This is a genomic window from Actinomadura terrae (assembly GCF_022751215.1).
Lineage (GTDB): Bacteria > Actinomycetota > Actinomycetes > Streptosporangiales > Streptosporangiaceae > Spirillospora > Spirillospora terrae.
In genome coordinates, this window is the sequence record NZ_JAICDG010000002.1 from 56,141 (window position 1) to 82,186 (window position 26,046).

Below are 26,046 nucleotides of genomic sequence, written 5' to 3' on the forward strand. Positions count from 1 at the left end.
GATTCTGCCGACTCCGGGACGTATCCGGGAGCAGTTCCGTACCCACCCTCCCTGAGCCGCGGACCCTGGCGGGTACTCAGACCGGTCTCCAATGCGCGCCAAACTACCGATCCCCGGTGACAGGACTCCGGCTAGAAGACGGAGATGTGGACGTGGTCGTAGTGGTTCGCGGTCACGCCGCCGCGGTTCTCCATCGCGCGCCAGCCGGGGCTGCGCAGGTCGTAGATGCGCTGCCGCCAGATGATGTACTTGATGCCGAGGGCGCTCGCGTGCGCGATCGCGTAGGCGGCGGTGCGGTCGCCGAGGGACTGGGCGCTGCCGGTGGCCATCTGCCCGCCGGTGGTGACCATGAAGTCGCAGGCGTGCCCGGTGCCGTGGTCCTGAGGGTCGCCGGTGCTGCGGACGCAGCCGATCGTGGGGAACGGGCCGTTCTCCATGTCGATGGTGTTCTTGACCTTGAGCATGCGCGGGGTGACGCCGCCCATGCCGACGCTCGGCGACTCGGGTTTGTACTTCTTGACCAGGTTCCTGATGCGGCTCTTCTGGGCGAGCAGGTCCCTGATCTCCTTCTGCAACTCCGTGATCTTCTGCTGGGCCTCCTGGCGGGCCTTGTCCTGCCGGGTGACGAGCGTCTGGATCTGGGCGACCTTCGCGGACTTGTTCTGCGCCAGATGGCTGACCAGGCTGACGTTGCTCAGCAGGTCGGCCGGGTTGTCGCTGGTGATGACGGAGACGGTGGGGTCCTGCCCGCCCGTCATGTACTGGGACGCGGCCAGCTGGGCGACGAGGTCGCGGGCCTCGTTGAGGTCGGACTGGAGGACCTTGGACTCGTCCAGCGCCTTCTTCGCCGCGTACCGCGCGTCCTTCAGCTTGGCGAGGTCGCCGCCGTAGGCCTTGTCGAGCCGCTCGATCTGGGCGTTGAGCTTGCCGAACTTGCTGCTGTCGCCGGGGTCGGCCGCGAGCGCGCTCATCGCCGCGGCGATGGACGGCTCGGCCGCCGAGGACGGGACCGCCCCGCCCGCCAGCGGCACGGCGGTGGCGACGGCCACCAGTGCCACCGCGGCACGCCGGAGGGTGGAGGTGGAAGTCTCCACGGCTGCTCCTCTCCTCGTTGGCCTACCGGGTTAGCTGACGGGTTCGGGCTGGAGTGCGCCCTGTCGCGGGCCTGGCGGCCTGCGAGTTCACCCCGGCCGGGTCGTCCCGGCGGATGGGTCCCCGGTTCCCGGGCGCGCGCCCTGGGATTCGGCCCGACGGCCGGCGGGCCCGGGTTTCTCCGGGCGCCGCGCCGACCGATCATGGCATCGGACTGGGTGGGGCCGTCCGTCGCCCCGCCAAGATTAAACACCCAGCGGGCGGGCGGGACGGCTCGAAGCCCGAGAAGCCCGGCTCCCCATGCCGGGGAGCCGGGCCGTTTTATGTGGCGAGTCTCATAGTTTGCCCTTGTACAGCAGCCTGTTCGACTGACCCCGCAGGTGTCCGAGCGCGTTCTTGGTGGAGTTGTCGTTCAGCCATTTCTGGACGGTCGGGAACGGGGCCTTGCGGTGCGTCGTCAGGTAGAGCGCCGCGACGCCGCTCACGTACGGCGTGGCCATCGACGTCCCGCTGAGGGACTTGTGGCCGCCGTTCTTCCAGGTGGAGGTGATCCCGTAGCCGGGCGCGCTGATGTCCACGCATTTGCCCCAGTTGGACCAGGCCGCGCGGTTGTCGTAGACGGTCGTCGCGCCGACCGTCATGACCCAGCCGGCGCTGGCGGGCGACGTCCGGCAGGCGTCGACGTTGTCGTTGCCCGCCGCGACCGACACGAACACGCCCGACTTGGACAGGTTCGTCACCGCCGTGTTGAGCGCCGCTGACTTCGGCCCGCCGACCGACATGTTCGCGACGGCGGGCTTCGCAGCGTGCGTGCGCAGCCACTGCGCGGCGGCGACGAGGTTGGACATCGAGCCGGTCCCGTCGCAGCCGAGCACGCGCAGCGCCCGCAGTTTCACGTTCTTGGCGACGCCGTACGTCTTGGACCCGATGATGCCCGCGACGTGCGTCCCGTGCCCGTTGCAGTCGTTGCCGTCGGCGAACTCGCCCGCCTTCCAGGCGACCGCGGCGCGTCCGCCGAACTCCTTGTGCGTCGTGACGAGCCCGGTGTCGATGATGTAGGCCGTGACGCCGCTGCCGGTGGCGCTGTAGGTGTAGGACTTGGAGAGCTTCCGTCCGCGCTGGTCGATGCGGTCGAGCCCCCACGGCAGCGACCCGCGCTGGGTCTTGGACGCGACCTTGACCACCTGGTCCTGCTCGATCGCGGCGACCCGCCCGTCCCGCCGCAACTCGCCGAGCTGCCGGTCGCTGAGCCGCGCCGCGAACCCGTTCAGCACGCCGTCGAACCTCTGGACACCGGCCGCGCTGACCTTCTTGGCGGCGGCGTCGGTGGACGCGCCGGCCTTCAACGTGACGATGTACCGTCCGGGCAGCGGAGTGCCCTCGGCCGCCGTGACCTGCACCAACGAGGGCGACGGGTCATCGGCGAAAACCGGCAGCGCCGCCGCGCCGCCCGCGCACGCCGCGACGACGCCGACCAGCAAGAGCCTTTGGTGGACAGCCCGCAAGACGTCTCCTTCTGCCCGGGGGGAACCGCGTTCTCGGAGGCCAGGCCGCCCGTCCCGGGGGCTGGGCCGAGGGGAACCTTAGCGGATCTATCGCGACATGACTGGTAAATCGGTCATGCTCGGTCTTGGGCTCTACGTCGTCCTTTGGGCCTGGGGCCATGTGGCGGCCAAGTCAGGAAACCGACACCTTGGATGGCCACTTGGCCGCGCTGAAGGTGGCCTCGGCGTGCGGACGTTTTTGCTTGTCGGATCGTCCGAGACACGCCATTGTGCTCGGCGTATCGCGGGGCAGGATCTCAGCTGCGGCTCAGCTTGCCCGCGTAGCCGAGTTGGGTGCCGGGTTTGCTCCAGGTGTACTGGAGTGTTCCGTCCGGCTCGCGGAGGACGCGCACGGTGCCGTTGGTGCACGGCTTGGGGATGACCAGGTCCATGTTGAGGGTGCGCTCCGTCCCCTGGCTCAGCGTGAGCGTCCCGGTGCAGTTCTCCCGCGGATAGACGGCACGCGCGGTCCTGCCGCCCGTCTCGAACGTGACCTCGATGGGGAACGACACGTTGCGGTTGGTGTTGACGACCGTCCCCTTCCACGTCCCGGCGAACGAGGGCGGGATCGCGGTCACCGGACGGTCCGAGCCCGTCTTGTCCACCGGGGGCTGGGCGTCGTCGCCCTTGAGCTGCGGCCACAGCACCAGGGCGATAATCGCGATGCCGACCCCCACGCCGATGATGAGGGAGAGCGCGACACCCAGCACGTGGTTGCTCGGGCGTCGCAGCTTCCCGAGCGCCAGCGCCGGGTTGAACCGCCGCTGCTCGCCGCTTTCCCGCGACGGCTTCAGCCCCGGGATGAGGTGCGGGGCGGTTTGGGTGCGGTCGTGCGAGCCGTCCTGGTCGTCCGGCTCCACCGATGCGAACGCGGTCGTCTGGTCGTTGGACGGATCGACCTCGAACACCGTCGTCGACTCCCCGCCGTCCACGGGAGTGAACGCGGCGGTCGCCTCGAAGGCGGCCGGGTCGAGATCGGTTGCCGAGGAGTCGTCTTTCGCGTCCCCGGGTGGCGGGGGAGGCGGGGCACCCATGGGCGACCGGGGCGGTACGAATCCGGGTTGCGGACCAGGGCCGGGGCCGCCTGGTGGCCCCACCGTCCACGGACCCGCCACTCCGGGCCCAGCGGCCCCGCCGGCCCCAGGCGCAGCCGCACCGCCACCGGGACCGGGCACGGGCACGGGCCCGAAGCCCGCGGGGCCATGACTCGGCGCGGCGCCGCCGGGCGCAGCACCAGCGGGGCCATGACCTGGGACGACGCCGCCGACCGCAGGGCCACCAGGACCACGACCGGGCGCGGAGCCAGAACCAGGTGCGGCACCGGGATTCGCGATACCGCCGGGCGCAGCTCCTGCGGAGCCAGGCGCGGTGCTGAGGTTCGCAGAGGCAGAACCAGGTGCGGGACCGGGATTCGCGGCGGGGTTCGCGAGGCCAGGAGCGGCGAACCCGGCACCTGCACCACCGAAGGAGGACGGAGCACCCGCTCCTTGTCCGGGGCCGGGTACCCCAGGAGCGGCGACGCTCGTCCCACCAGGCGCGGTCACCGCCGAGCCCGGGTTCGGACCTCCGGAACCGGAGCCCACGAAGTCGGACGACACCACAGGCTCGGGCGTCGTCGGATCCGGCGGGCCAGACTGGGAGCCTGTCATCCGATTCCCGGACGCCTCGTTGTCCGCCACGCCCGAACCCGCCTGCCCCACGACATCAGAGGGCTCCGCGATCGGTAGAGACGACGCGAGTGCGCGCCCCTCCTCGACCATGGCGGGGGGCATGCGGCCCGCCAGCGGCGCACTGTCGTCGAGCAGGCGCGCCAAAAGGATCTTGGCGGTCGGACGCTTGGTGGGGTCCTTGGCCAGGGCGTCCGCCATCACCTCGCGGAGCGACTCGGGGACGGCCGACAGATCGGGGTCGTCGTACACGATCCGCTGCATGATCTCGGACGGCGAATCGTCCCCGAACGGAGCTTTCCCCGTCGCCGCGAACAGGATGGTGGCCGCCCACGCGAACACATCGGCGGGCGCGTCGATGCCATGGCCGCTGAGCTGCTCGGGCGCCTTGTAGGCGGGGTCCTCGGCGACCCGTCCGGCGGGGGTGGCGTTCACGGCCTCCAGGGCACCGGCGATGCCGAAGTCGCACATCCTCGGGCCGGCCCGTCCGAGCAGGATGTTGCCCGGCTTCAGATCGTGGTGCAGGGCACCGGCGCGGTGGACGGCGGCGAGGGCCACCGCGGCCCCGACCGCCAGGCGCTCCACGACGGCCCCGCCGCGTACGCCCTCCTCTTCCACGAGCTGCTGGAGGGACGGGCCGTCCACCCACTCGCTCACCACGTAGGCGCGGTCGCCCTCCACGTCCGCGTCCAGGATCGCGGCCGTGCAGAAGCCGGACACCTTCCGCGCCGCCGTGAACGAACCCGCGAACCGCGAGCGCGCCACGGGCTCCCCGCTCAGCCGGGCGTGCAGCAGCTTCACCGCCACGACACCGCCGGCCGCGTCCCTGCCGAGGAAGACGGCGCCCTGCTCACCGACGCCGAGCCGTCCCGTGATCTCGTACGCGCCGAGTCTCCGCGGGTCACCCGGCTGCAGGGGCAGCGCCTCGGGCATCTGACGAACCTCCGTGTCCTGCGGGGACCCGTGTCCCCGGCCGTCCGTTCCCCTTGGCCCCATGTTCGTACCGGGGTCCATTGTTACCGCCCCGGTGGCGTTGCGCCGCCGGACGCCCCTTGCCCGCGACCCGGTAGCGTCGGACGCGATGCCTCGAACACCGCTGTCCCCGGCCGTCCTCACCGAGCAGCGCGCCGCGCTCGGCCTGCCGCCCTACACCGGCCCGGACGAGCCCGCCGAACTGCGCCGTGCGGCCCTCGACACCGTCCTGGCCTCGGTCGACGCTGGATCCACAGCCGCCGTGCAGTCCCGGCCGGTCGTCCAGGGCGCGGTGCGCTTCCTACTCGACCGCCTGGCGGAACTCGCGCCCGGCCGGTCGGTGGAGGTCCGCGTCCCCCCGCACGCCGCCGTTCAGTGCATCGACGGCCCGCACCATACCCGGGGAACCCCGGCAAATGTGGTCGAGATGGACGCCCCCGCTTGGATCGCCCTGGCCACCGGACGCCTGACATGGACTGACGCCATAGCCGACGGCACCATACGCGCCAGCGGCTCCCGAGCGGACCTCTCCCCCTACCTCCCCCTCCCCCCAGACTGACCACCCCCGCTCCACAACGTCTCGCCCCCCCGCCAACAAACCCCCCTCAGCCCCACCCCGCCCCCGACCACAAAACCCCTGCAACCCGCCCCCCGACAAACCCCGCCCCCCATCCTTCACACCAGCACACTCGTCCGGTCCACACCCACGCCTCCGCCCTGACCCCCGCCTAGCCCCACCAGCGACGGCCTCGTCCGAGCGGAGCCGACGCTTAGCGGGACCGCTTGGGCGAAGTACACCGCGCGTTCCGCCCGCCGGAACACTCCAGCTAGCCCGCATGAGCCCTGCCCCTCCCCTTCCTGGTGGGCGAGTCCTGCCGTGGCCGCAGTTCGCCCCCGCCAGCCCAAACACCACCCCCAGCGGCGTCAAACTTGCTGCGGGCCTGTCCGTGCCTTGACAGTTCCGAGGGGGCGTCAGACGAGGCAGGAAGTAAGAAGAGGCAGACCAGAACGGACTTGACCCAGCTCACGACATGACAACGGCGGCGAGCACATCGGGCAGGACGACGCCAGCAGCGGCGCCCTGTGGGCAGCGCAGGCAGCCTGGGCAACGCTGACCAGGCAGGGCGCCCCTGGGGACCAATCCCGCAGCGCGCCCGTACGCCCCGACTAGCCCCCGATGGCCCCTCATGCCAGACGGAGCAAAGAAAACGCATGCGACGGCGCGTCCAAAGGGCCTAGACCTCAGTGGATTCGCCTGCGGGACGGTGCCAGAGGCGGCGCGGAGCGGGGGCCGCGGGCCCCCACAGCACCGGCTAGATGGTCGTCAACGAACACCACCCCGGCGGGGCAGACCCCTGCCCGCATGCGCCCAGAGGAACCGTGGGCCACGGAGATCCGTCCGGCGGTAAAGGTGGGACCCCAGCGGCCCGCCTAGGACGAGGGGCCCAGTATCAGAACTCAGGCCCGCCTGCGCCCCACGGCCCCGCCGCCCCGCGGCCCTTGCCCCCGTGCCGCCCCACCCGTGCCGCCCCACCCGTGCCGCCCCACCGGCCCGCCCAGCTCCGCCGCGCCGCCGTGCCGCGCCGCCGTGCCGCCCCGCCGTGCCGCCCCACCGCCCCGCCCCACCGTGCGGGGCTGCGGACCTGTCGCTCTGCCCTGCGGGTCGGTCGTCCTGCTAGTCGGCCGCTCCGCCGTGCCGCCGAGGGGTTGCGGCCCTGGCGCCTTGCGCGCTTGCCGCGCTGCGGGCCTGCGCGCCTGCCGCTGTGCCGCGCCCTGCCGTGCCGCCCTGCGCAGGCTGCCGCCCTGCCGTGCCGCCCCGCCGCTATGCCGCCCGCCCCGCCGTGTCGCCGCGCCGTGCCTCGGTGCTGCCCTGCGGGCCTGTAGTCCTGTGGGTTTTTCCCGCCGTGCCGCCCCTTAGTTCTTCGGGGATGTCGGCCTGTGCGCCTGCCGCCCTGCCCGCGCTGCGGCTCTGTGGGCCTACCGCCTCGCGGCAGCCCCGCCGCTCTGCCGCTCTGCCGCTCCGCCGTGCCCCGCGCAGGTTTGCGGCCCTGGCGCCTTGCGCGCTTGCTGCTCTGCGGGCCTGCGTGCCTGCCGCTGTGCCGCGCCCTGCCGTGCCGCCCTGCGCAGGCTGCCGCCCCGCCGCTCAGCCCTCTCGCGGCTCAGTTGTCCTGCCGTACTGCCTGTGGCCCTATGCCTTGTGGCCCTGCGCGCCTGCGGACTGCCAGCCCCGCCGTGCGCCTGCCGTGCCGCCTGCGTCGTGCCGCCCTGTCGGTATGCCGCCCCGCCGTCCGCCGTGTGGCTCTCTGCTGCCATGCCGTGCTGTCGCCCTGCCGCCCCGCGGATCTGCCCCTCCGCCGTGCCCCCCGCGGATCCGCGGGCTGTCGCCCTGCGCTTGCCGCCCTGCGCTTGCCGCTCTAGGGCCTGCCGCTGTGCCGCTGGCTGTCTGTCTTGCCGCCTTGCGGAGGCTGCCGCCCTGCCGCCGCGCCGCTCTGCCGTCTCGCGGGTCAGCCGTCCTGCCGTGCTGCGCTGTCACTCTGCGGGCCTGCTGCCTCTGCGGCCCTGTCGCCCTGTGCGCCTGCCACTCTGCGGGCCTGCGTGCTTGCCTCTGTGCCGCCCTGCGGAGCTGCCGTCCTGTGCGTCTGCTGCACTGCGGGCCTGTGGAGGCTGCCGCGCGCCGTGCGCACTGCCTTGCCGCCCTGCCACCCCGCCCTGCCGCGCCGCCCCTTGGCTCAGCGGACCTGCCGTCCTATGCGCCTGCGGCCCTGCCGCGCTGCGGGTCTGTGGGCCTGCGGCCCTGCCGCGCTGCGGCCCTGCCGCGCTGCGGGCCTACGGGCTTGTCGCCGTTGGGCCGCGGGCCTTGAGCCTGCGGAGGGTGCCGGGGTCCCGTGCCGGCCTGCGTCCTGGTGCGCTGGGGGTCCGCCGGGCTGCCGTGCCGCCTCGTGGGTTTGCGGGCCTGCGGACTTGACGCACGGGGGTCTGGCGCGCTGCGGGCTTGTGGCCCTGTGGCCCAGTGGGGCTGTGGGTTGCGGAGCTGTCGGGGTGTTGGAGGTGTGTGGGGACGGGGCGCGGGGGCCTTGGTTGGGGTCGGGTTTTGGGTGGGGTGGGAAACCGGTGGGTGCGGGGGGTAAAGGTCGGATAAGGAGATGCGCCGATCGGAGCAGGTGAAGGGGGCATCTAGACTGGTTCGCGTGCCTCTCCGTGATGGACGTCTGAGCCACGACCTCGACCCCTCCGATCGCTCTCCGCAGGACGCCTGCGGGGTGTTCGGGGTCTGGGTCCCGGCTGACCAGGCGTCGCGAGCAGAAGTGAGCAAACTCACCTACTTTGGCCTGTACGCGCTCCAGCACCGTGGGCAGGAGTCGGCCGGTATCGCGGTCAGCGACGGGTCTCGCATCGTCGTCTTCAAGGACATGGGTCTTGTCGCCCAGGTCTTCGACGAGTCGGTGCTGAACACGCTCCGTGGCCACATCGCCGTCGGACACTGCCGGTACTCCACGACCGGCTCGCCCACGTGGGAGAACGCGCAGCCCACCTTCAGGTCGACCGAGTCGGGTGGGCTGGCGCTCGTCCACAACGGCAACCTGATCAACACGCCTGAGCTCGCGGCGCGGCTGGAGCCCGGGGTGTTGACCGCGACCAGTGACACCGAGGTTCTGGCCGCGCTGTTCGCCGCCGGTGGCAAGGGCGCGGAGGCGCCCGAGGGTCTTCATTCGCGTGGGCAGGGCGTCGCGTCGGCCAGGCTCCCCCATGACGAGCCGGTGGCGCGGGTCGACGAGGGGCCGTTGGCTGCGGCACGGGAGATCCTTCCTGCTACGCGTGGTGCCTATTCACTGGTTTTCATGGACGAGGGGACCCTGTACGCGGCGCGTGATCCCGAGGGGATCCGCCCGCTCGTTCTGGGCAACCTCGAGGACCGCGGCTGGGTGGTCGCGTCCGAGACCGCCGCGCTCGACATCGTCGGTGCCCGGTTCGTCCGCGAGATCGAGCCCGGTGAGATGGTCGCGATCAACGGTGACGGCGTGCACTCCGAGCGGTTCGCCGAGCCTCGGCCCAAGGGCTGCCTGTTCGAGTACGTGTACCTGGCCAGGCCGGACACCACGATCGCCGGACGCAGCGTCCAGGCCACCCGTGTCGAGGTCGGGCGCCGGTTGGCGCGTGAGCATCCCGTCGAGGCCGACATGGTCATCCCGACCCCGGAGTCGGGGACGCCGGCCGCGATCGGGTACGCCGAGGCGTCCGGGATTCCCTACGGCCAGGGGCTGGTGAAGAACTCCTATGTCGGACGCACCTTCATCCAGCCGTCCCAGACCCTTCGACAGCTGGGCATTCGCCTCAAGCTGAACCCGCTGCGCGAGGCCATCGAGGGCAAGCGGCTGATCGTGGTCGACGACTCGATCGTGCGCGGCAACACCCAGCGGGCGATCGTCTCGATGCTGCGGGACGCGGGTGCCGCGGAGGTCCACGTGCGGATCTCCAGCCCGCCCGTGGCGTGGCCCTGCTTCTACGGCATCGACTTCGCCACGCGCGCCGAGCTGATCGCCGGGAACCTGTCGGTGGAGGAGGTCCGCGACTCCATCGGCGCCGACTCGCTCGGCTATATCTCGTTGGACGAGCTGATCTCCGCCTCCCACATCGCCAAGGACAACCTGTGCCGCGCCTGCTTCGACGGGGTCTACCCGATCGAGGTGGAGGAGGCGGCACGCGGGAAGCACCTCCTTGAGGTGACCCGGTCCTGAGCGGCGCACCCGTGGGCGGCAGTTGTCGGCAGAACAGTGGTCTCCTGCCATGTCGGGGTCGCGGTCGGACCTGCTTGGGTGGTGACCTGGATGCGCAAGAGCACGTCGAGAGGACGAGATGACCTCGTATGAGGCCGCCGGAGTCGACATCGCGGCGGGGGAGCGTGCCGTCGAGTTGATGAAGGCCAGGGTCGCGCGGTCGCGGCGGCCCGAGGTCGTGGACGACGCCAGCGGGTTCGCGGGCCTCTTCGACGCGTCGGCGTTCCTGCGTTACAAGCGTCCGCTGCTCGCGACGTCCACCGACGGCGTCGGTACCAAGGTCGATCTGGCGCGGCGCCTCGGGATCTACACCACCATCGGGCACGACCTGGTCGGCATGGTCATCGACGACCTGGCGGTGTGCGGCGCCGAACCGCTGTTCATGACCGACTACATCGCCTGCGGCAAGGTCGTCCCTGAGCGCATCGCCGACATCGTGGGCGGGATCGCCGAGGCGTGCGCCCTCGCCGGGTGCGCGCTGGTCGGCGGCGAGACCGCCGAACACCCCGGCCTCCTCGACGCGGACGAGTTCGACGTCGCCGGCGCCGGGACCGGTGTCGTCGAGGCGGAGGAGCTCCTCGGGCCCGAGCGTGTTCGGCCGGGGGACGCCGTTATCGCGATGGCGTCGTCGGGGATCCACTCCAACGGGTACTCGCTCGTCCGCCACGTCCTGGCCACGACCGATCTCGCGCTGGAGTCCGAGCCCGCCGACCTCGGCCGGTCGCTCGGTGAGGAACTCCTCACGCCGACCCGTATCTACGCCAAGGACTGCCTCGCCCTCACCGCGCTCGGCGGTGTCCGCGCGTTCGCCCACATCACGGGCGGCGGCCTGGCCGCCAACCTGGCCCGTTCCCTGCCCGCGTCCGTCGACGCCGTACTGCGCCGGTCCTCGTGGGAGGTCCCGCCCGTGTTCCGGACGCTCCAGGCCCATGGGAACGTCCCCCAGGCCGAGATGGACAAGACCTTCAACCTTGGGGTCGGGATGGCCGCCATCGTCGCCCCCGACACGGCCGACGAGGCGCTCCGCGTCCTCGCCGCCCGTGGCGTCCCCGCCTGGACGCTCGGGGAGATCGTTTCGGGCACCGGTACCGCCCTTCTGTCCTGACATCTCCCGCTTGGGGAGCTTTCGTGGCGCCTTGACCACCGTCGATACCTCCGTCCGTCCTTGTCGTGGCGAGCCTCGCTGCGGATGGCCCGTTTCGTCAGCTCTCGGTCGTGCCTGCCCTGTGCCCCCCGCGGCGAGCCGACTCAGGCCCCTTCCGGTGGTCGGCTTAAGTGGGCGCTTGCCGGTGGCCGTCTCGGGTCCCTGCCGGTGGCTGTCTTAGGTGGGCCCTTGGGGTGGGCGTCTCAGGGCCCTACTGGTGGTCGCTTAGGTGGGCGCTTGTGGGTGGGTGTCTCGGGTGCCTGCCGGTGGATGGGGTCCGACGGCCCGGATTCGTGAGCTCCTGGTCGTGGCTGCTCTGCGTCGCCCCGGCGAGGTCGTCTCAGGCTCCTGCCGGTGCCTGCCTTAGGCCCTTGTCGGTGGCTGGGTGCCGCTGCCACCCGGCAGCCGTCGGATCGTGTGGGTTCGGGGCCTTGGCGTCGCTGGTGGGTCTCTGGCTCGTTCGGACTCCATGCGAGTGGGTGATCTTGTGGGTTGAGTGCCTGGGTAAGGCATCGGGTTCATGCTCGTCCTGGCGGGTGGGGCGGGGAAGTGGAATCGCGTTCTGTGGATAACCGGGGGACCGCGATCTTCGGGAACTTCGGTGCCGATGGCGGCGTCGAACTTGTGTGATCTTCATCCGGGAGCGGGCTGAGGGGGCTCAGGAGGGCGCGGGACGGCTGCTGGGCCTCTGGGGATGGGTGAGGCGCTGGGCGGGACCTCTGGGCGTTCTCGGCGGGCTTGGGGTGTACGCGGTGCTGGCGCCGATGGGGTGGGCGTACGCGGACACGGCTCGGTACCGGTACTCGGTGGAGGACGTGCCCGAGACGCCGGTCGCGTTGGTACTGGGGGCGGGGATCTGGAGCGGGCAGCCGTCGCCGCTGCTCGCGCGGCGCCTGGATCTGGCCGTCGACCTCTACCGGCGGGGCAAGGTCAAGGTCCTGCTGGTCTCCGGCGACAACCGGTTCAGGGGCTACGACGAGCCGACGGTGATGCGCGCCTACCTGGTGGGGAAGGGCGTGCCGGAAAGCAAGGTCGTCCGGGATTTCGCGGGGCTGGAGACGTGGGACTCCTGCACGCGCGCGAGACGCATCTTCGGCGTCACGAAGCTGACCGTCGTCACACAGGACTTCCACCTGCCGCGGGCCGTCGCGCTCTGCCGGGCGGCGGGGATCGAGGCCTGGGGCGTGGGGGACGACAGTATGGGCGGCGGGCGCACGCAGGCCACCGTACGGGGCTACGTGCGCGAACCGCTCGCCATGCTGAAGGCGATGCGAAGCCTCACACTACGGCCCGATCCGGCGCTGCTTGGCCGGAAGGAGCCGGGTGTGGACCAGGCCCTGGCATCGCCCTGACCGGCAAACGAACGCCACTGCCCGGGATCCGGGCAGTGGCGCCATGTCGTCCGGTCAACCGGAGGTGCCGTCCTTACGGTCCTCCGTGCCGAAGTCCTCTGCGAAGTCCGCGTACTTCTCGGCGAGCTCGTCATAGGAGTCGTCGCCGGAGTCGTTGACTCCCAGTTCGCTCTTCAGGCGGTCGAGGTCCGTGTTGCCGCTGTTGTACTTGAGCTGTCGGGCAACCTTTACCTGCTTGGCCTTGGCTCGGCCGCGACCCATTGGCTCGACCCCCTCGATGGTCAGGGCTTTCGTGGGCCCATCAACGCGCGCGTGTACCACACGAACCGGTGCCTGATGAGCCATGCGTCAGTCACGGATACAACCGTACCCGTTTTGCGCCCGGCTCGGTACATCGACGGTACGTGGCGGCGCTCATGTTGCGCAGAACACGAGTCTATCTGGGGCCTGGCTAGGGAAGACAGGGTCCCGTAACCCACCCGGACACTCAGATCATCAAGGCCGTCATGGGAAGTTTCGGACAGCCCATGACGGCTCCGTGATGGCCTCGTGACGGGCCGTTCAGACGAGGATGCCGCGCAGCCGGCCGATCTCCGACATCCGGCGCTCGGCGAGCCGGTCCGCCGCGACCGCCGGGGGGACGCCCTCGTCGGCGGCCAGCGCGAAGATCTTGCGGGTGGTCTCGAAGATCCCGGTGGCACGGGCCTTGGCACGGTCGAAGTCGAAGCCGTCGATCTCGTCCGCCACCTGGATCACGCCGCCGGAGTTGACCACGTAGTCGGGCGCGTACAGGACGTCCCGGTCGGCGAGGCTCTTCTCGATGCCGGTGTGGGCGAGCTGGTTGTTGGCCGCCCCGCAGACGATCCGGGCCTTGAGGGCGGGAACGGCGTCGTCGTCCAGGGAGCCGCCCAGGGCGCACGGCGCATACACGTCGAGTTCCGTGCGGACCATGGCGTCCTTGTCCGGGACGACCTCCACTTCGGGGTGCTGCGCCCGGACGCGCTCCACGGCGGCCTCGTTCACGTCGCAGATCACGACGTCCGCGCCGTCCTCGCGCAGGTGCTCGACCAGCCTGTGGCCGACCTTGCCGACGCCCTCGACGCCGACGCGGCGGCCGCGCAGGGTGGGAGCGCCCCATACGGTCTCGGCGGCGGCGCGCATGCCCTGGAACACGCCGAACGCGGTGAGGATGGAGGAGTCGCCCGCACCGCCGTGCGCGACCGTCCTGCCGGTTACATAACGGGACTCGCGCGCGATGACGTCCATGTCCTCGCTGTAGGTGCCGACGTCGCATGCGGTGTAGTAGCGGCCGTTCAGGGTCTGGACGAAACGTCCGTAGGCCCGTAGGAGCGCCTCCGACTTGTCCACGGCCGGATCGCCGATGATGACGGCCTTGCCGCCGCCGAGGTCCAGACCCGCCAAGGCGTTCTTGTACGCCATCCCCCGGGACAGGTTCAGTACGTCGGTGAGCGCCTCCTCCTCCGATCCGTATGGGTAGAACCGGGTGCCACCCAGGGACGGGCCCAGGGCGGTGGAGTAGATCGCGATGATGGCGCGCAGGCCGCTGGCCTCGTCTTGGCAGAAGACGACCTGCTCGTGTCGGGGTTCTGAGCCCTTGTGAGGCGACCCGAAGACATTAGGCACGGTAGTGCCCTCCTCTCTGTCTCTAGATCAGCCTAAGGGGGTTACATGCCCGGCCGCCTGCGTATGCGCGTTTCCTCCAGCACGTGCCCAGGGACGGACGGACGAGGTAACGCACCCGTCTCAGTGGCCCTGACACACCCTCGTCGAGGCCAGTCTCATGTCACGATGCGGTTGTGTTTCCGTACGCCGCGTACCTGCGGGTATATGAACCGGTGACCGCCTTCCCGCAGCCCGCGCGGACCCTGTGGACCGCCTACGCGGACTCCAGACGGCGCCCGAGGCGGATTCACGCCCTCGCGGCGGAGCACCATGAGGCGGCGAGACGCCTCACCTCCGCGCCGCCCGAGGTCGTGCCGGACCGCGAGAGCCGCGACGCCTACGTCCGCCGCTCGGACGACATGATCTTCATTTGCCCCTGGGAGACGCGGCTGCGCTGCTGGCTGGCCCTCGAGCGCTTCCGGGACGAGCGGTCCGCGAGCGTCGCGGCGGCGTTCGTCCCGCCGACGGTCGCGGAGCGGGCGGCGAGCGAGTTCGAGCACTGGAAGCGGTCGGGCCGGTCGCTGCGCCCGCACATCCTGACGGATGTCTGGCATGTGCCCTTGGCCTGGTTTGTGCCGTTCGCCCGCTCAGAGCGGTGTCTGATGCTCGGCGCACCCGGGACCGGATACCGGACGACGTCCGACGCTTTGCAGGAACATGCAGGTCATGGGCCTGCAACGGCCGCTCGTGCGCGTACGCTCATCTATGTCACCTCAATGGGTGAGGCCCGTCGCCGGGTGGCGTCCGCGCTCCCGGTGGTACGCGCCAACCTCGGCGAGGGGGCGGTGGACGCCGTCCCGCTGTCGGCCGGACGGCTGGAGGCCCTCGGCCGGTGGCTGGAGGAGTTCCACCCGCGGGCGCTCGTCGAGCTGGACTACGGCGGCCTCGTCCACCTCCTGGACGACCGGACGCTCCAGGCGGACGAGTCGGTGGCGGAGATGTCCGTGGCGCTCGCCGCGATGGAGCGCGGGGAGCCCGAGCTCGCCGTCGCGATGTACAAGCGGCTGCTTGCGCGCTGGAGGCCCGTCAGGGCCCTCGAAACGGCGAACTAAAACAAATTTCCCGAATCAGCGCGCGATACGACTATACGTGTCGCTAGAATCACGCAGCGTGACCCGTTGGCCATCGAAGACGCGCTGCTCCCGGCGTCCGCAGGGATGTTTGCACGCAACTACCGCCAGGAACTTGCTTGTTGCGCTGAGTGGTGGCAAGGTTACACGTTGTGATGTCATAGTGGCTCTTTCGGGCCATAGGGGACATCAGTGACCGCGCGAGGATCAATCGCAGGATCGCTGTCATCGGTCCACGGAGGAGAGGCCGCAAACATGTCAGCACGTACGCCAGAGGCCGAGCCCCTGCTGACGCCGGCGGAGGTGGCGACGATGTTCCGCGTCGACCCCAAGACCGTCACGCGCTGGGCGAAGGCCGGGAAGCTCACGTCCATCCGCACGCTCGGGGGGCACCGCCGCTACCGCGAGGCAGAGGTGCGGGCGCTGCTGGCGGGAATCCCGCAGCAGCGATCGGAGTAGCGACTCCGCAAGGAGTAGCCGCTCCACCTGGCGGCATGCCGCCGGATCCGCCGGTCACCCGGCGGAGCGCAAGGGGGGTCAGGAGGCCCTTGGACGACCTCGCACGTCATGTTCGCGCGAGGGCCGGCCCAGCGGCCTCCTGGACGAGAACGGGCCGGGACCACGGTCATCCGAGAATCGCGGTCCCGGGTCGGCATCGTTCGACCAGATGTCCCGCCCGCACCCGACCGCGGGCGGGACATCCGCACGTCCGCGCCCCGATCACCGGCGGCTGCTTCCTGGGCGTGTCTGTTGCTGTCTGTACGGGACTGTGGTCTGTATCGTCGCGGATAGGTCCGACCTACCCTCCTGGCCACTTCTAGGTGGCGGGTGCGGTGGGGGCGGGTGCCCGGTGGCGACCTCGCGTCACGGCCACTCGTAGGTGACCGGGGTGGTGACGTTCTATGACTTTCCGTCACGCTGCGCGATCGCGTCTGCTTTCATGCTGTGGGTGGGGTGTTCGTGACTCAAGGGGCGTGAGTCGGTGGGTTTGGGACGCGGCGTCCACAAGAGGACAGATCTTCAAGGGCTCGGGTGGAGTTCCGTCCGGGCCGAACGGTCGATGAGGGCGCCGGTGCCGGGGTCGTGGCGGCCCGCGACGTCGAGCATGACCACGAGGTGGTCGACCAGGAGTCGTTCCAGGTCGGGGCGGGGAAGGTCGCGGTTCTCCAGCCAGTCGAGACAGGCGGTCTCCACGGCGGCCATCCAGGAACGCAGGGTGATGCGCAGGACGGGCTGCGGCGCCGCGACTCCCAGTGAGTGGAGGATGCGGTCCAGAAGGAGCTGGCGGATGCCGTCGACGATTTCGCCCACTTCGCCGGAACGGTCGGCCGGGCCGCCGCGAAGGAGGGCGGTATAGCCGGCGGCGTGGCTTTCGGCGAAGTCGAAGTAACGTTCGAGAGAGATGCGCAGGCGATCGAGGGGTGCGCCCTCGGCGGGCGGTTCGAGGAGGACCGACAGCCGCTTGGCGGCGCTTCCGAGAGCGGCCAGGTAAAGCTCGTACTTGCCGCCGAAGTAGTGGTAGACCAATGCGCGGGAGGCGCCCGCGGCGGCCGCGACATCGTCGATCGAGATGTCCTCGGGCGGGCGGGTGCTGAACAACTGGAGGGCCGCTTCGATCAGTTCGTCGCGCCGTTCGTCGACGCTGAGCCTGCGGCGTCCGCGCCGGGCGCCCTCCGGGCTCCGCGCCTTTCCACCGGCCACAGCATGATCTCCCACCTGGGCAGCGTATCCGAGCGTGAACGGTCGCCCGCCGCCGGCGGGCAGGGGCCCGGCGCCGTTTTCGCCGGATCCTGATCACGTCAGAATACGGCTGTGAGCCGAAACACCATAGCCCCGAACTGCCATTCGCGGATGCCCGTTACTGACTGTTGCGACGATATGGGGTGAAGCCGAGGCATCATGGCATCTCCTCCCGCGCGGAGGCGGGCGCGCCGAGACTTCCCAGCAGTGGATACCCGGGGCGCCATCGCGGCAAGTCCTGCAGGCCCCCCTCCTGGACGGAGTGCCATGTCATCTGGTGAAGGAAGCCCCCCGCACAACAGGCCGGTGATGGGAGAAGGCGTTGTTCCCCCGCCGCGCGACGGCGGCTCTCATTCGGCGCGCGGCGAGGGGAGGTCGGTACCCGCGCCGAAACCGACCATCCGCAACGTCGCGGAGCGGGCCGGTGTGTCCAAGTCGCTCGTGTCGCTCGTCATGCGAGGGTCACCGCATGTGAGCGAAAGACGGCGGCAGGCCGTCCTTCAGGCGGCCCGGGAGCTCGGCTACCGGCCGAACGCCGTCGCCCGCAGCCTCGTCGAGGGACGCACGAGGCTGATCGGCGCGATCGTCGCCGACCTCCACAACCCCTTCTTCGCGGAGTTCCTCGACGGTTTGCAGGAGAGCCTGCACGGGGAGGGCCTGCGGATGCTGGTCGGCAGCGGGCGGTGGGATCCGCTGTTCGAGGCCGAGGCGGTGGAGGCGTTCCTGGAGATGCGGGTGGACGGCCTCGTGCTGCTCAGCGTCGTCCCCGAGTCGTTGAAGGAGGCCGCCGCCAGCGTGCCCGTGGTGGTGGTCGGCGAGCGCGACGTCGTCGGTGTCGACATCGTCGTGGACGACGACGAGCTGGGCGCGAGCCTGGCCGTCGACCACCTCGTCGAACTCGGGCACCGGCGGATCGCGCACATCGAGGGCGCGCGCTCGACCACCGCGCGGTACCGGCGCGCGGGCTATGAGAAGGCGATGCGGCGGCACGGCCTGACGGACGAGATCGTCGTCGAGCCCGGTGACTTCACCGAGGAGGGCGGCTACCGCGCGACCCGCGCGCTGCTGCGCCGCGATCCCCGTCCGACGGCGATCTTCGCACCGAACGACCTGGTGGCGACGGGCGCGCTGTCGGCGGCGGACGAGCTGGAGACGCCCGTGCCGACGCAGCTGTCGATCGTCGGGTACGACAACACGCATCTCGCGGCGATCAGGCACATCTCGCTCACCAGCGTCGACCAGCCGCGCCGGGACATGGGACGGGTGGCCGCCGAGCTGCTGACCGCGCGGATCGGCGATCCGTCGCGGATCGCGCGGCAGAACCTCGTGGTCCCGCATCTGGTGATCCGCTCGACGACGGGCCCGGTGCCCGTCCTGTAGTGGCCACGGCCAGGTCCCGGTGCCACGGCCCGGTTCCGGTACCGACGGCCAGGTTCCCGGTGGTCACGGTCAAGCCCCCCGCCTGCTCCACGCTCCCCATCTGTCGTAGGGGCCGCACGTGTTCCCGAGGTAGATCCTTCCTCGGACCGGTGCGCCCCGGGTAAGGGCCCGGCCAAGCCTGTCGTATTCGCCGGATCCCGGGCCGCCGCCAGCGGGTTAATGGACGCACCGCTAGGCGGGGCCCGGCTCCGGCGCGGCCTCGTGGGAGGCCGTGCGGACCGGCTTCCGGCGGCGGACACGGGGAGGAACCATGTTCACCCAGGGGGGGTCGGCTCGTGCGTGATCCGGAATTGGTGTCGTGCGCGCAGCGCGCGGCGAACGAGTTGGAACGCGCGTGGACGGAGTGGCGGCACGCGCGCGGGCTGGCCGAGCAGGTCTCGGAGTCCGTCGCCAGCTATGTGGCCCACTCGATCGACCATCCGTGGGGGCAGCCCCGGGTGGTGCTGGGCCTGGACGCGGACGAGGCACGCGCGCTCGCCGCGCTCCTGGGCAAGGAGGGCCCGCTCGGGTAAGCCGGGCAGCGCCCTCACGTAAGTCCGGCAGGCCCTTCGGGATAGGCCTCGTCAGGTAGGTGCGGCGGGAGCCCTCGGGTACGTCCCGTTTGGCGGGGTTTCTGGGGAGCCCCGGGGGAGGCTTCGGTGCGTCCCGTCCGGCGGGCTTCTGGGTAGTGCCGGTGGAGTCCTCGGGGAGGCGCGCTTGCCTGCCTTGGGGAGGCATGCTCGGCGGGCCTCGGGTGGGCACGCTTGCCTGCCTCGTGCGTGACTGAGACCTGCCCATTTCGTGGAACTCCGTTTGACGAACCTCGGTCCGTGTGCAGACTGTCAGGGGCGGTCACGAAGTCGTCACGGAGGGCGGGGTCTGTGCGAATCCATCGAGGCGGCCCTGCGGCCGCCGGTCTCGCGCTGTGCCTCGGCGTCCTGGCCGCGTGCGGAGGCTCGTCCGACGACGCCTCAGGCGACCCCGCCGCGCCCCCCACGGTGCGCGGGACGGCTCCGCAGAGCGCGACCGGCTCCGAGGACCCGAAGTCCCCGGACGGCTCTCCACAGGGCTCCCTGGACGCCTCCACGCTGCGCGGCAAGGTGATCGTGATCGACCCCGGGCACAACGGGGGCAACGCCTCGCATCCGTCCGAGATCAACAAGCAGGTGCCGATCGGGAACGGCAGCAAGGAGTGCGATACGTCCGGTACGAGTACGAACGCCGGATATGAGGAGCACGCCTTCACCTGGGACGTCTCGAACCGGCTCGCGAAGCTGCTGCGCTCCGGGGGCGCCAAGGTGACGCTGACCCGCAAGAACGACACGGGCGTCGGGCCGTGCATCACCGAGCGGGCGGCGGTCGGCAACCGGCTGCGCGCCGACGCGGCGCTGTCCATCCACGCGGACGGCGCGTCCGCGTCCGGGCACGGATTCCACATCATCGAGCCGATCGGCGTGAAGGGCCACAACACCGAGGCCGTCCCCGCCTCCCTCAAGCTCGGCCGGACCCTCCGGGACGCCTACCACTCGGGCACCGACGTCCCGTACTCCAGCTACATCGGCGAGAAGGGGCTCGACCGGCGCAGCGACCTCGGCGGGCTGAACCTGTCGACGGTGCCGAAGGTGTTCATCGAGTGCGGAAACATGCGCAACTCGGGGGACGCGGGCAAGCTGTCCAGCGCGTCGTTCCGGCAGCGCATCGCCGAGTCCCTGGCCAAGGGCTTCGACACCTACTTCCGCTGACCACGCCGGCCTGCGGTCGGGACGCGCGTCTGCCAAGCTCGCGCCGACCTCAGTAGAGCTGATCGCTGGGCGCCGTCCCGCGGCGCCGAACTGGGCAGGGGTGGTTGTGGCCTGCCTGCCCCACGAGAGCTGGACGGACGTTCTGTACCGATTGTGATGCGCGTCCACGGCATCCATGGGTGGTCGCGGGTCGCTGGTTCGCGCGCTGTTCTGCCCCTGCGCCGGGCGCGGCTCGCGCCAGTGGTGGTGCGCGTCGACCGCGTGACGTCAGGTCGCGGGTGCGTTGGTGGTGTGGTGCATTGGCCGTGGGCTGGGGCGTGCCTGCGCCGGTGGGTGGTGCGCGTCGAGCACGTTAGGGCTGGTCGCGCGGAGTGTTTGGATCGCGCGCCGCCCGCCTCTGCGTTGGAGCGGTGCCTGCGTCGGGGGTGGTGCGCGTCGAGCGCATTCAAGGCTGGTCGCGCGGGTTGGTGGATCGCGCGCCGCCCCGTCTGTGCGTTGGGGTGGTGGCTGCGTCGGCGGTGGTGCCCGTCGAGTGCGTTGAGGCTGGTCGCGCGGGGGGTCGGATCGCGCGCTGCCCCGCCTCTGCGTTGGGGCAGTGCCTGCGCCGGTTGTGATGCCGTCCCCCGCGTTTACGGCTGGTCGGGGTTGCTTTGGGCGTCCGGGGTCTCGTCCCTGGGCTGTGGCGGCGCCGTTGCCGGTGGTGAGGTGCGTCTAGCGCGCTTACGGCTCGTCGTGGCCTGGGTTGGTTGTGCGGTGCCTCGTCCATGGGCGCGGGGCGGTGCCTGTTGCCGGTTGTGGGGCGCGTCGTGGCTTGTGTTGGTCGTGTGGTGCCTTGGCCGTGGGCTGGGGCGGTGCCGGTGCCGTGGGGATGCGCCGATACCGCAGCTACTGGGCGGCGTGGGTTGCAGAGAGCAGGCGGCGCCCCGTCCCCTGAGTCGGGGCGCCGCATGGGCGGGTCAGGGCTTCACTTCGCGTAGGCGTCCGGTCTCGACCTCGTAGACGAAGCCGCGCACCTGGTCGGTGTGCGGGATGAACGGGTCGGTGGTGATGCGCCGGATCGACTGGCGGACGTCCTCCTCGATGTCGGGGAACGCCTCGGCGGCCCAGTCGGGCTTGAGGCCGGTTTCTCGTTGGATGTCGGCTTTGAACCCGTCGTCGGTGAAGGTCAGCATGCCGCAGTCGGTGTGGTGGATCAGGATGATCTCGCGGGTGCCGAGCAGCCGCTGGCTGATCGCGAGGCTGCGGCGCTCGCCTGCGGTGATCACGCCGCCGGCGTTGCGGATGACGTGGGCGTCCCCCTCGCTCAGGCCGAGGACGCCGTAGGGGTTGAGGCGCGCGTCCATGCAGGCGACGACCGCGACGCCCTTGCCGGGCGGCAGGGGCAGGTCGCCTTTGTCGAAACTGGCGGCGTATCGCTCGGCGTTGGCGAGGAGTTCGTCTGTCACGCTCATGGCGGCCTTCCGTTCGCTCGGGACCTCAGGATTTCCGATTAAAACAGTAGAGTCAATGGGTAATGACGCACCGTGATATCCGGGCCCGTGGAGTGTCGGGAGCGGGCAGGATGGGCGGATGTCTGATCTTCGTGCGCCGCTGGAGCGTGTCCGTGCCGTCCTGGACGAGGCGGGGTACACCGTGGACGGGGTGCGCGAGTTGCTCGGGCCGGTGGCGGGCGGGGCGCTGGCGCGGGACGAGATCGTCCCGGCGTTGCGCGCGACCCGTGGCGGGTCGCTGCTGGAGGTGCTGACCAGGCTGTTCTGGCTTCAGGTTCCGGTGGAGGCGGATGCCGTACCGGTGGACGATCTCGTGCGCGCGGGCCTGGCGGAGGTCTCCGTGGACGAGGTGCGGCCCCTGCTCCACGTCGAGCCGCTGGAAGGCGACGGGCATGTCGGGTACGCGGTCTCGGATCTCAAGGTGCGGCCCGGGTCCGGGGGCGTCGTGCCGTCCGATCATGTGGTGGGGGTGGGCGGTGCGTCGGGGAGTCTGGCCCGGCTGATCGTCCACAGGCCTGTGGATAACTTTCTTGATCTCGGGACGGGATGCGGGGTGCAGGCGGTCCATCTGGCGCACCGGAATCCGGCCGCGCGTATTACCGCCACGGACGTCAACCCGAGGGCCCTGCGGCTCGCCGCGATGAGCTTCGCGCTCTCGGGGGTGGACGGCGCCGAACTCCGCGAGGGGTCGCTGCTGGAGCCGGTGCGGGGGCGGCGTTTCGACCTGATCGTGTCGAATCCGCCGTTCGTCGTCGCGCCGTCCGGCGAGGGCGATCCGCGGTTCACCTACCGGGAGTCCGGGTTGCCGGACGACGAGTTCTGCCGTCGAATCGTCACCGAGGCGCCACACTTTTTGAACGACGGCGGGCACGTACAACTGCTGGCCAACTGGCTGCACGTCGACAGGACGCCGTGGGAGGAGCGGGTCGGCGCGTGGGCGGAGGAGTCGGGGTGCGACGCGTGGATCGTCCAGCGGGACGTGCAGGATCCGGCGGAGTACGCGGAGTTGTGGCTGCGCGATTCGTGCGAGGCGGGGACCCCGGAGTACCGGGCGCGGTACGAGGCGTGGCTCGCGCATTTCGAGCGCCGGAACGTGACCGGGATCGGCTTCGGATGGATCACGTTGCGCCGCACCGGCGGGCGTCCGGGAGTGCGCGTCGAGGAACTCCGGCACGCCGTCGAGCAGCCCGTGGGAGCCTATGTCGATCATGTGCTGGACGGGCTCGTGGCGGCCACGGAGTTTTCCACAGGCTGTGGACGGCGAGTACTCCGCGCGGCGCCGGGAATCGTCCAGGAGCAGATCGGCGCGCCCGGCGCGGAGGACCCGGAGCGGATCGTCCTGCGCCAGACCGGACGGCTCGGGCGGGCAGTCGGCGTCGGCACGGTCGAGGCGGGGCTCGCCGGGGTCTGTGACGGCACGCTGCCACTCGAACCGCTGCTGGACGCCATCGCCCAGCTCACCGGCATGCCCCCGGAGCAAGTGCGCGAGCACGCGGCGGCCGTCCTGCCCGAGCTGATTGCCGACGGCTTCTTCGAGGTGCCGTGAGGATCAGACGCGGCGGGCGGCGTCGATCGTGCGGGCAGGCGCGATGGGCGTTGGCGATGGTGCCGGTTGGGTGCGGTGGGCTGCGGTGATCGTTGGGGGCGGGCGTGGGAAGGCGGTGATCGGCGGCTGGCGCGGCGGGCGCTGATGGTCCGGGTCGGGGACGGCGGGCGGCGTTGATCGTGGGGGCAGGCGCGGCGGGTGGTGGTGAACGGCGAGCGAGCGCGGCGGGCGGTGATCGTGCGGGTCAGGTCCGGCGAGCGGCGGTGATCGCGGGGCGGGCGCGCCGGGCGGCGGTGCTCGGCGGGCTGGCGTGGCGGGCAAAGATGGTGCGGGTCAGGGACGGCGGGCGGCGGGTGGTAATCGTGCCGGTCAGGTGCGGTGGGCGGCGGTATTCGTGGGGGAGGGCGGTGGTGCTCGGCGGGCTGGCGTGGTGGGTGGGGATGGTGCGAGGCGGCCGTGGTCGGGGGCTGGCGCGGCGCGTGGTGGTGATGGTGCCGGTCAGGTGCGGCGGGCGGTGGTGATTGTGGGGAAGGCGCTGCCGTGCAGGCGGCGCGTGAGGGTGCGGTTGACGTGGTGTGCCCACAGGGGTCCGCCGTAGATCATTCCCGTGTACGCCTGGACGAGGGTGGCCCCGGCGCGCACGCGTTCCCACACGTCGTCGGCCGTCTCGACGCCGCCGACCGAGATCAGGACGAGGCGTCCGCCGGTGCGGGCGTGCAGCCGTCGCAGAACCTCCAGGGAGCGCTCCTTGAGCGGGGCGCCGGACAGGCCGCCGGTCTCCTTGACCAGGTCGGGGGCGCTGCGGAGCGCCTCGCGTCCGATGGTGGTGTTGGTGGCGATGATCCCGTCGAGCCCGAGGTCGAGCGCGAGGTCCGCGACGGCGTCGATGTCGTCGTCCGCGAGGTCGGGGGCGATCTTGACCAGCAGCGGGACGCGGCGCGCGGCGGACGCGCGGTCGGCCGCCTCTCGGACGGCGGTAAGCAGCGGCCGCAGGTGCTCGACGGCCTGGAGGTTCCGCAGGCCGGGCGTGTTGGGCGAGCTGACGTTGACGACGAGGTAGTCGGCGTGGGGGGCGAGGCGCTCGGCGCTCGCGACGTAGTCGGCGGCGGCCTCGTCCTCCGGGACGGCCTTGGTCTTGCCGATGTTGACGCCGACGATCGTCCCCGGGCGCCGCTGCCGCAGCCGCCGCGCGGCGGCCTCGGAGCCCTCGTTGTTGAAGCCCATCCGGTTGATGACCGCCCGGTCGGGGACGAGCCGGAACAGCCTCGGACGCGGGTTGCCCGGCTGCGCGCGTCCGGTGACGGTGCCGATCTCGACGTGGCCGAAGCCGAACGCGCCGAGCGCGTCGTAGGCGACGGCGTCCTTGTCGAAGCCGGCGGCGAGGCCGAGCGGGCTGGGGAAGTCCAGCCCCAGCGCGTGGACGGCGAGGGCCGGGTCCCGGGGCGCGAGGACGCGGCGGAGCAGCGCCGCGAGGCCGGGCACGGCCTGGATCGCCCGCAGCGCCGCCATCGTGAGGCGGTGGACGGTCTCCGCCGAGACCCGCGTGATGACCAGTGAGAACAGGAGTCGATACATCGCCCGCCAGTATCCCAGCCGGATCGTTCGAAAGGGTCAGTGGCCCCGGAAGGTGCGGCGGAGCGTCAGCCGGACCTCGCGGCTCGTCTCGCGCATCGTCGCGCGCACGGCTCGGACGGGGTCGCCGACGGTGACGCGCCAGCTTGTGCGGACGCCGTTTCCGATGGGGCGGAGCACGTTCGTCCTGACCCAGCGGAGGGGGGTGGTGACGAACGTCCGCCAGAGCCAACGCAGGAAACGGGCCGCGAGGCGCCACGTCCCTGCGACGCCGTGCCCGATGGGGGCGAGGACATACCGGTACACGGCCCGCGCGGGCAGGACGATCAGGTAGCGCGCAGGCAGCACGAACAGGACGAGCCCCAGCCACGCCAGGCCGCGTCCCAGCCACCGCCATGCCCATCCCACAGCGGACGCGAACGCCTTCCAACCGGCGGCGAGTACACCCCAGACCGAGACGAAGAAGACGCCGATTCCGCGCGCAACCCAGGCGATGCCCCTGCCGATGCCCCGCGCGACCCACGCGATGCCACGTCCCACGGTTAGTAGGAGCCAGGCCAGGCCGAGGAGGGGCGGACGCAGGACGTACTGCCACAGCAGCACGGCGGGCAGCACCACCAGGACGCCGATCAGCCACCCGAAGACCGTCGCGATGCCCGATCCGAGCCAGGCCAGCCACCGTCCGACCAGCCGGAGCGGGCGCAGCAGGACGAAGTCGAGCACCAGCGCCAGCCCGCGTCCGATCATGGCGAGGAACCGGCCCACCGGGGCGAGCAGCCAGCGGTAGAGCAGGCGGGCCAGGTGGACCGTTCCGCGTCCGAGGAGGCGGAACGCGCCGATCACGACCACGACCACCAGCCACCGCAGCGGACGGGTGATCAGGACGTCGAACAGCCACGCCACACCCTCCCCGATCGCCCGGAAGACGGCCGCGACGCCGCGTCCGGTGAGGCGGAGCAGGTCGTAGCAGAGCCGGAGCGGCAGCACGAACACCAGCGCGACCACCCGCGCGGGCACGACGAGCCACGCCGGACCCGTCATTCCGGGCCCAGGCCCGGCGCCCACCCCTCGCGAAGGCGCGGCGGCGTGCCTGCCTGCGGAGGGCGCGGCGTGCGTGGCTGCGGGGGGTGCGTGCTTGTTGAGGTTGATGCGGTCCCGGTCGTGTCCGCCGTGGCCGTCTGTTGAAGGGCCGGTGGTCACCACATCGCACCTCGGGGTCGGGGGGCAGGTTCGTCCGG

General features: G+C 71.2%; 19 protein-coding genes and 1 riboswitch. Of the genes, 10 read left to right on the top strand and 9 right to left on the bottom strand.

What is annotated here, in order from left to right; all coding sequences use genetic code 11:
• Nucleotides 1-131: 131 nt before the first annotated feature.
• The 3 genes from K2F47_RS10380 to K2F47_RS40580 all read right to left on the bottom strand — a co-directional run bounded on the left by K2F47_RS10380 (nucleotide 132) and on the right by K2F47_RS40580 (nucleotide 5,236).
• The gene (locus K2F47_RS10380) at nucleotides 132-1,094 is read right to left on the bottom strand and encodes a coiled-coil domain-containing protein (RefSeq protein WP_242902663.1); all 963 of its coding nucleotides are present in this window, start codon (nucleotides 1,092-1,094) and stop codon (nucleotides 132-134) included.
• 3 nt (nucleotides 1,095-1,097) lie between these two features.
• Nucleotides 1,098-1,258, bottom strand: a riboswitch (cyclic di-AMP (ydaO/yuaA leader).
• Nucleotides 1,259-1,427: 169 nt separating this feature from the next.
• Nucleotides 1,428-2,597 carry a S8 family peptidase gene (locus tag K2F47_RS10385; RefSeq protein WP_242902664.1) on the bottom strand — a complete coding sequence of 390 codons (1,170 nt, stop codon included), beginning with the start codon at nucleotides 2,595-2,597 and terminating at the stop codon, nucleotides 1,428-1,430.
• A 296-nt stretch (nucleotides 2,598-2,893) separates the two neighbouring features.
• On the bottom strand, nucleotides 2,894-5,236 hold the full coding sequence (locus tag K2F47_RS40580; protein ID WP_272496870.1) for a serine/threonine protein kinase: 2,343 nt from the start codon (nucleotides 5,234-5,236) through the stop codon (nucleotides 2,894-2,896).
• Nucleotides 5,237-5,384: 148 nt separating this feature from the next.
• On the opposite strand from K2F47_RS40580, the gene K2F47_RS10400 reads away from it, so the two are divergent.
• From K2F47_RS10400 to K2F47_RS10415, 4 genes are all read left to right on the top strand, one after another.
• Complete coding sequence (locus K2F47_RS10400) at nucleotides 5,385-5,834, top strand: sterol carrier family protein (protein ID WP_242902665.1); 450 nt, start codon at nucleotides 5,385-5,387, stop codon at nucleotides 5,832-5,834.
• A 2,629-nt stretch (nucleotides 5,835-8,463) separates the two neighbouring features.
• Complete coding sequence (purF, locus tag K2F47_RS10405; RefSeq protein ID WP_242902666.1) at nucleotides 8,464-10,011, top strand: amidophosphoribosyltransferase; 1,548 nt, start codon at nucleotides 8,464-8,466, stop codon at nucleotides 10,009-10,011.
• 118 nt (nucleotides 10,012-10,129) lie between these two features.
• Nucleotides 10,130-11,155, top strand: a complete 1,026-nt coding sequence (gene purM, locus K2F47_RS10410; RefSeq protein ID WP_242902667.1) for a phosphoribosylformylglycinamidine cyclo-ligase — start codon at nucleotides 10,130-10,132, stop codon at nucleotides 11,153-11,155.
• 791 nt (nucleotides 11,156-11,946) lie between these two features.
• On the top strand, nucleotides 11,947-12,546 hold the full coding sequence (locus K2F47_RS10415) for a SanA/YdcF family protein (protein WP_242902668.1): 600 nt from the start codon (nucleotides 11,947-11,949) through the stop codon (nucleotides 12,544-12,546).
• 54 nt (nucleotides 12,547-12,600) lie between these two features.
• On the opposite strand, the gene K2F47_RS10420 is transcribed toward K2F47_RS10415, so the two are convergent.
• Nucleotides 12,601-12,807 carry a DUF3073 domain-containing protein gene (locus K2F47_RS10420; RefSeq protein WP_242905882.1) on the bottom strand — a complete coding sequence of 69 codons (207 nt, stop codon included), beginning with the start codon at nucleotides 12,805-12,807 and terminating at the stop codon, nucleotides 12,601-12,603.
• A gap of 300 nt (nucleotides 12,808-13,107) precedes the next feature.
• Entirely contained in the window at nucleotides 13,108-14,190 is a 1,083-nt protein-coding gene (locus tag K2F47_RS41310) for a Glu/Leu/Phe/Val family dehydrogenase (RefSeq protein ID WP_242902669.1), read from the bottom strand.
• A 173-nt stretch (nucleotides 14,191-14,363) separates the two neighbouring features.
• On the opposite strand from K2F47_RS41310, the gene K2F47_RS10430 reads away from it, so the two are divergent.
• Both K2F47_RS10430 and bldC read left to right on the top strand, forming a co-directional pair.
• Nucleotides 14,364-15,281 carry a DUF8083 family protein gene (locus K2F47_RS10430; RefSeq protein ID WP_242902670.1) on the top strand — a complete coding sequence of 306 codons (918 nt, stop codon included), beginning with the start codon at nucleotides 14,364-14,366 and terminating at the stop codon, nucleotides 15,279-15,281.
• Between the two features lie 273 nt (nucleotides 15,282-15,554).
• Complete coding sequence (gene bldC, locus K2F47_RS10435; protein WP_012850682.1) at nucleotides 15,555-15,758, top strand: developmental transcriptional regulator BldC; 204 nt, start codon at nucleotides 15,555-15,557, stop codon at nucleotides 15,756-15,758.
• A 561-nt stretch (nucleotides 15,759-16,319) separates the two neighbouring features.
• On the opposite strand, the gene K2F47_RS10440 is transcribed toward bldC, so the two are convergent.
• Nucleotides 16,320-17,015: a TetR/AcrR family transcriptional regulator gene (locus K2F47_RS10440; RefSeq protein ID WP_242902671.1), complete on the bottom strand. Its 696-nt coding sequence runs from the start codon at nucleotides 17,013-17,015 to the stop codon at nucleotides 16,320-16,322.
• A gap of 450 nt (nucleotides 17,016-17,465) precedes the next feature.
• Here K2F47_RS10440 and K2F47_RS10445 point away from each other — a divergent pair, with 450 nt between their 5' ends.
• The 3 genes from K2F47_RS10445 to K2F47_RS10455 all read left to right on the top strand — a co-directional run bounded on the left by K2F47_RS10445 (nucleotide 17,466) and on the right by K2F47_RS10455 (nucleotide 20,200).
• Nucleotides 17,466-18,419 carry a LacI family DNA-binding transcriptional regulator gene (locus K2F47_RS10445; protein WP_242883503.1) on the top strand — a complete coding sequence of 318 codons (954 nt, stop codon included), beginning with the start codon at nucleotides 17,466-17,468 and terminating at the stop codon, nucleotides 18,417-18,419.
• Nucleotides 18,420-18,754: 335 nt separating this feature from the next.
• Nucleotides 18,755-18,991: a hypothetical protein gene (locus K2F47_RS10450; protein ID WP_156217390.1), complete on the top strand. Its 237-nt coding sequence runs from the start codon at nucleotides 18,755-18,757 to the stop codon at nucleotides 18,989-18,991.
• Between the two features lie 348 nt (nucleotides 18,992-19,339).
• Nucleotides 19,340-20,200: an N-acetylmuramoyl-L-alanine amidase gene (locus tag K2F47_RS10455; RefSeq protein ID WP_308198392.1), complete on the top strand. Its 861-nt coding sequence runs from the start codon at nucleotides 19,340-19,342 to the stop codon at nucleotides 20,198-20,200.
• A gap of 956 nt (nucleotides 20,201-21,156) precedes the next feature.
• Here the strand turns inward: K2F47_RS10455 and K2F47_RS10460 are convergent.
• Nucleotides 21,157-21,651 carry a beta-class carbonic anhydrase gene (locus tag K2F47_RS10460; protein WP_242902672.1) on the bottom strand — a complete coding sequence of 165 codons (495 nt, stop codon included), beginning with the start codon at nucleotides 21,649-21,651 and terminating at the stop codon, nucleotides 21,157-21,159.
• A 118-nt stretch (nucleotides 21,652-21,769) separates the two neighbouring features.
• Between K2F47_RS10460 and K2F47_RS10465 the strand changes: the two genes are divergently transcribed.
• Nucleotides 21,770-23,236 (top strand): DUF7059 domain-containing protein, encoded by a 1,467-nt coding sequence (locus tag K2F47_RS10465; protein WP_242902673.1) that lies wholly within the window; start codon nucleotides 21,770-21,772, stop codon nucleotides 23,234-23,236.
• 498 nt (nucleotides 23,237-23,734) lie between these two features.
• On the opposite strand, the gene K2F47_RS10470 is transcribed toward K2F47_RS10465, so the two are convergent.
• Together K2F47_RS10470 and K2F47_RS10475 are read right to left on the bottom strand one after the other, a co-directional pair.
• Complete coding sequence (locus K2F47_RS10470; RefSeq protein WP_242902674.1) at nucleotides 23,735-24,811, bottom strand: quinone-dependent dihydroorotate dehydrogenase; 1,077 nt, start codon at nucleotides 24,809-24,811, stop codon at nucleotides 23,735-23,737.
• Between the two features lie 36 nt (nucleotides 24,812-24,847).
• Nucleotides 24,848-25,849, bottom strand: a complete 1,002-nt coding sequence (locus K2F47_RS10475) for a hypothetical protein (protein ID WP_242902675.1) — start codon at nucleotides 25,847-25,849, stop codon at nucleotides 24,848-24,850.
• Nucleotides 25,850-26,046: the final 197 nt, after the last annotated feature.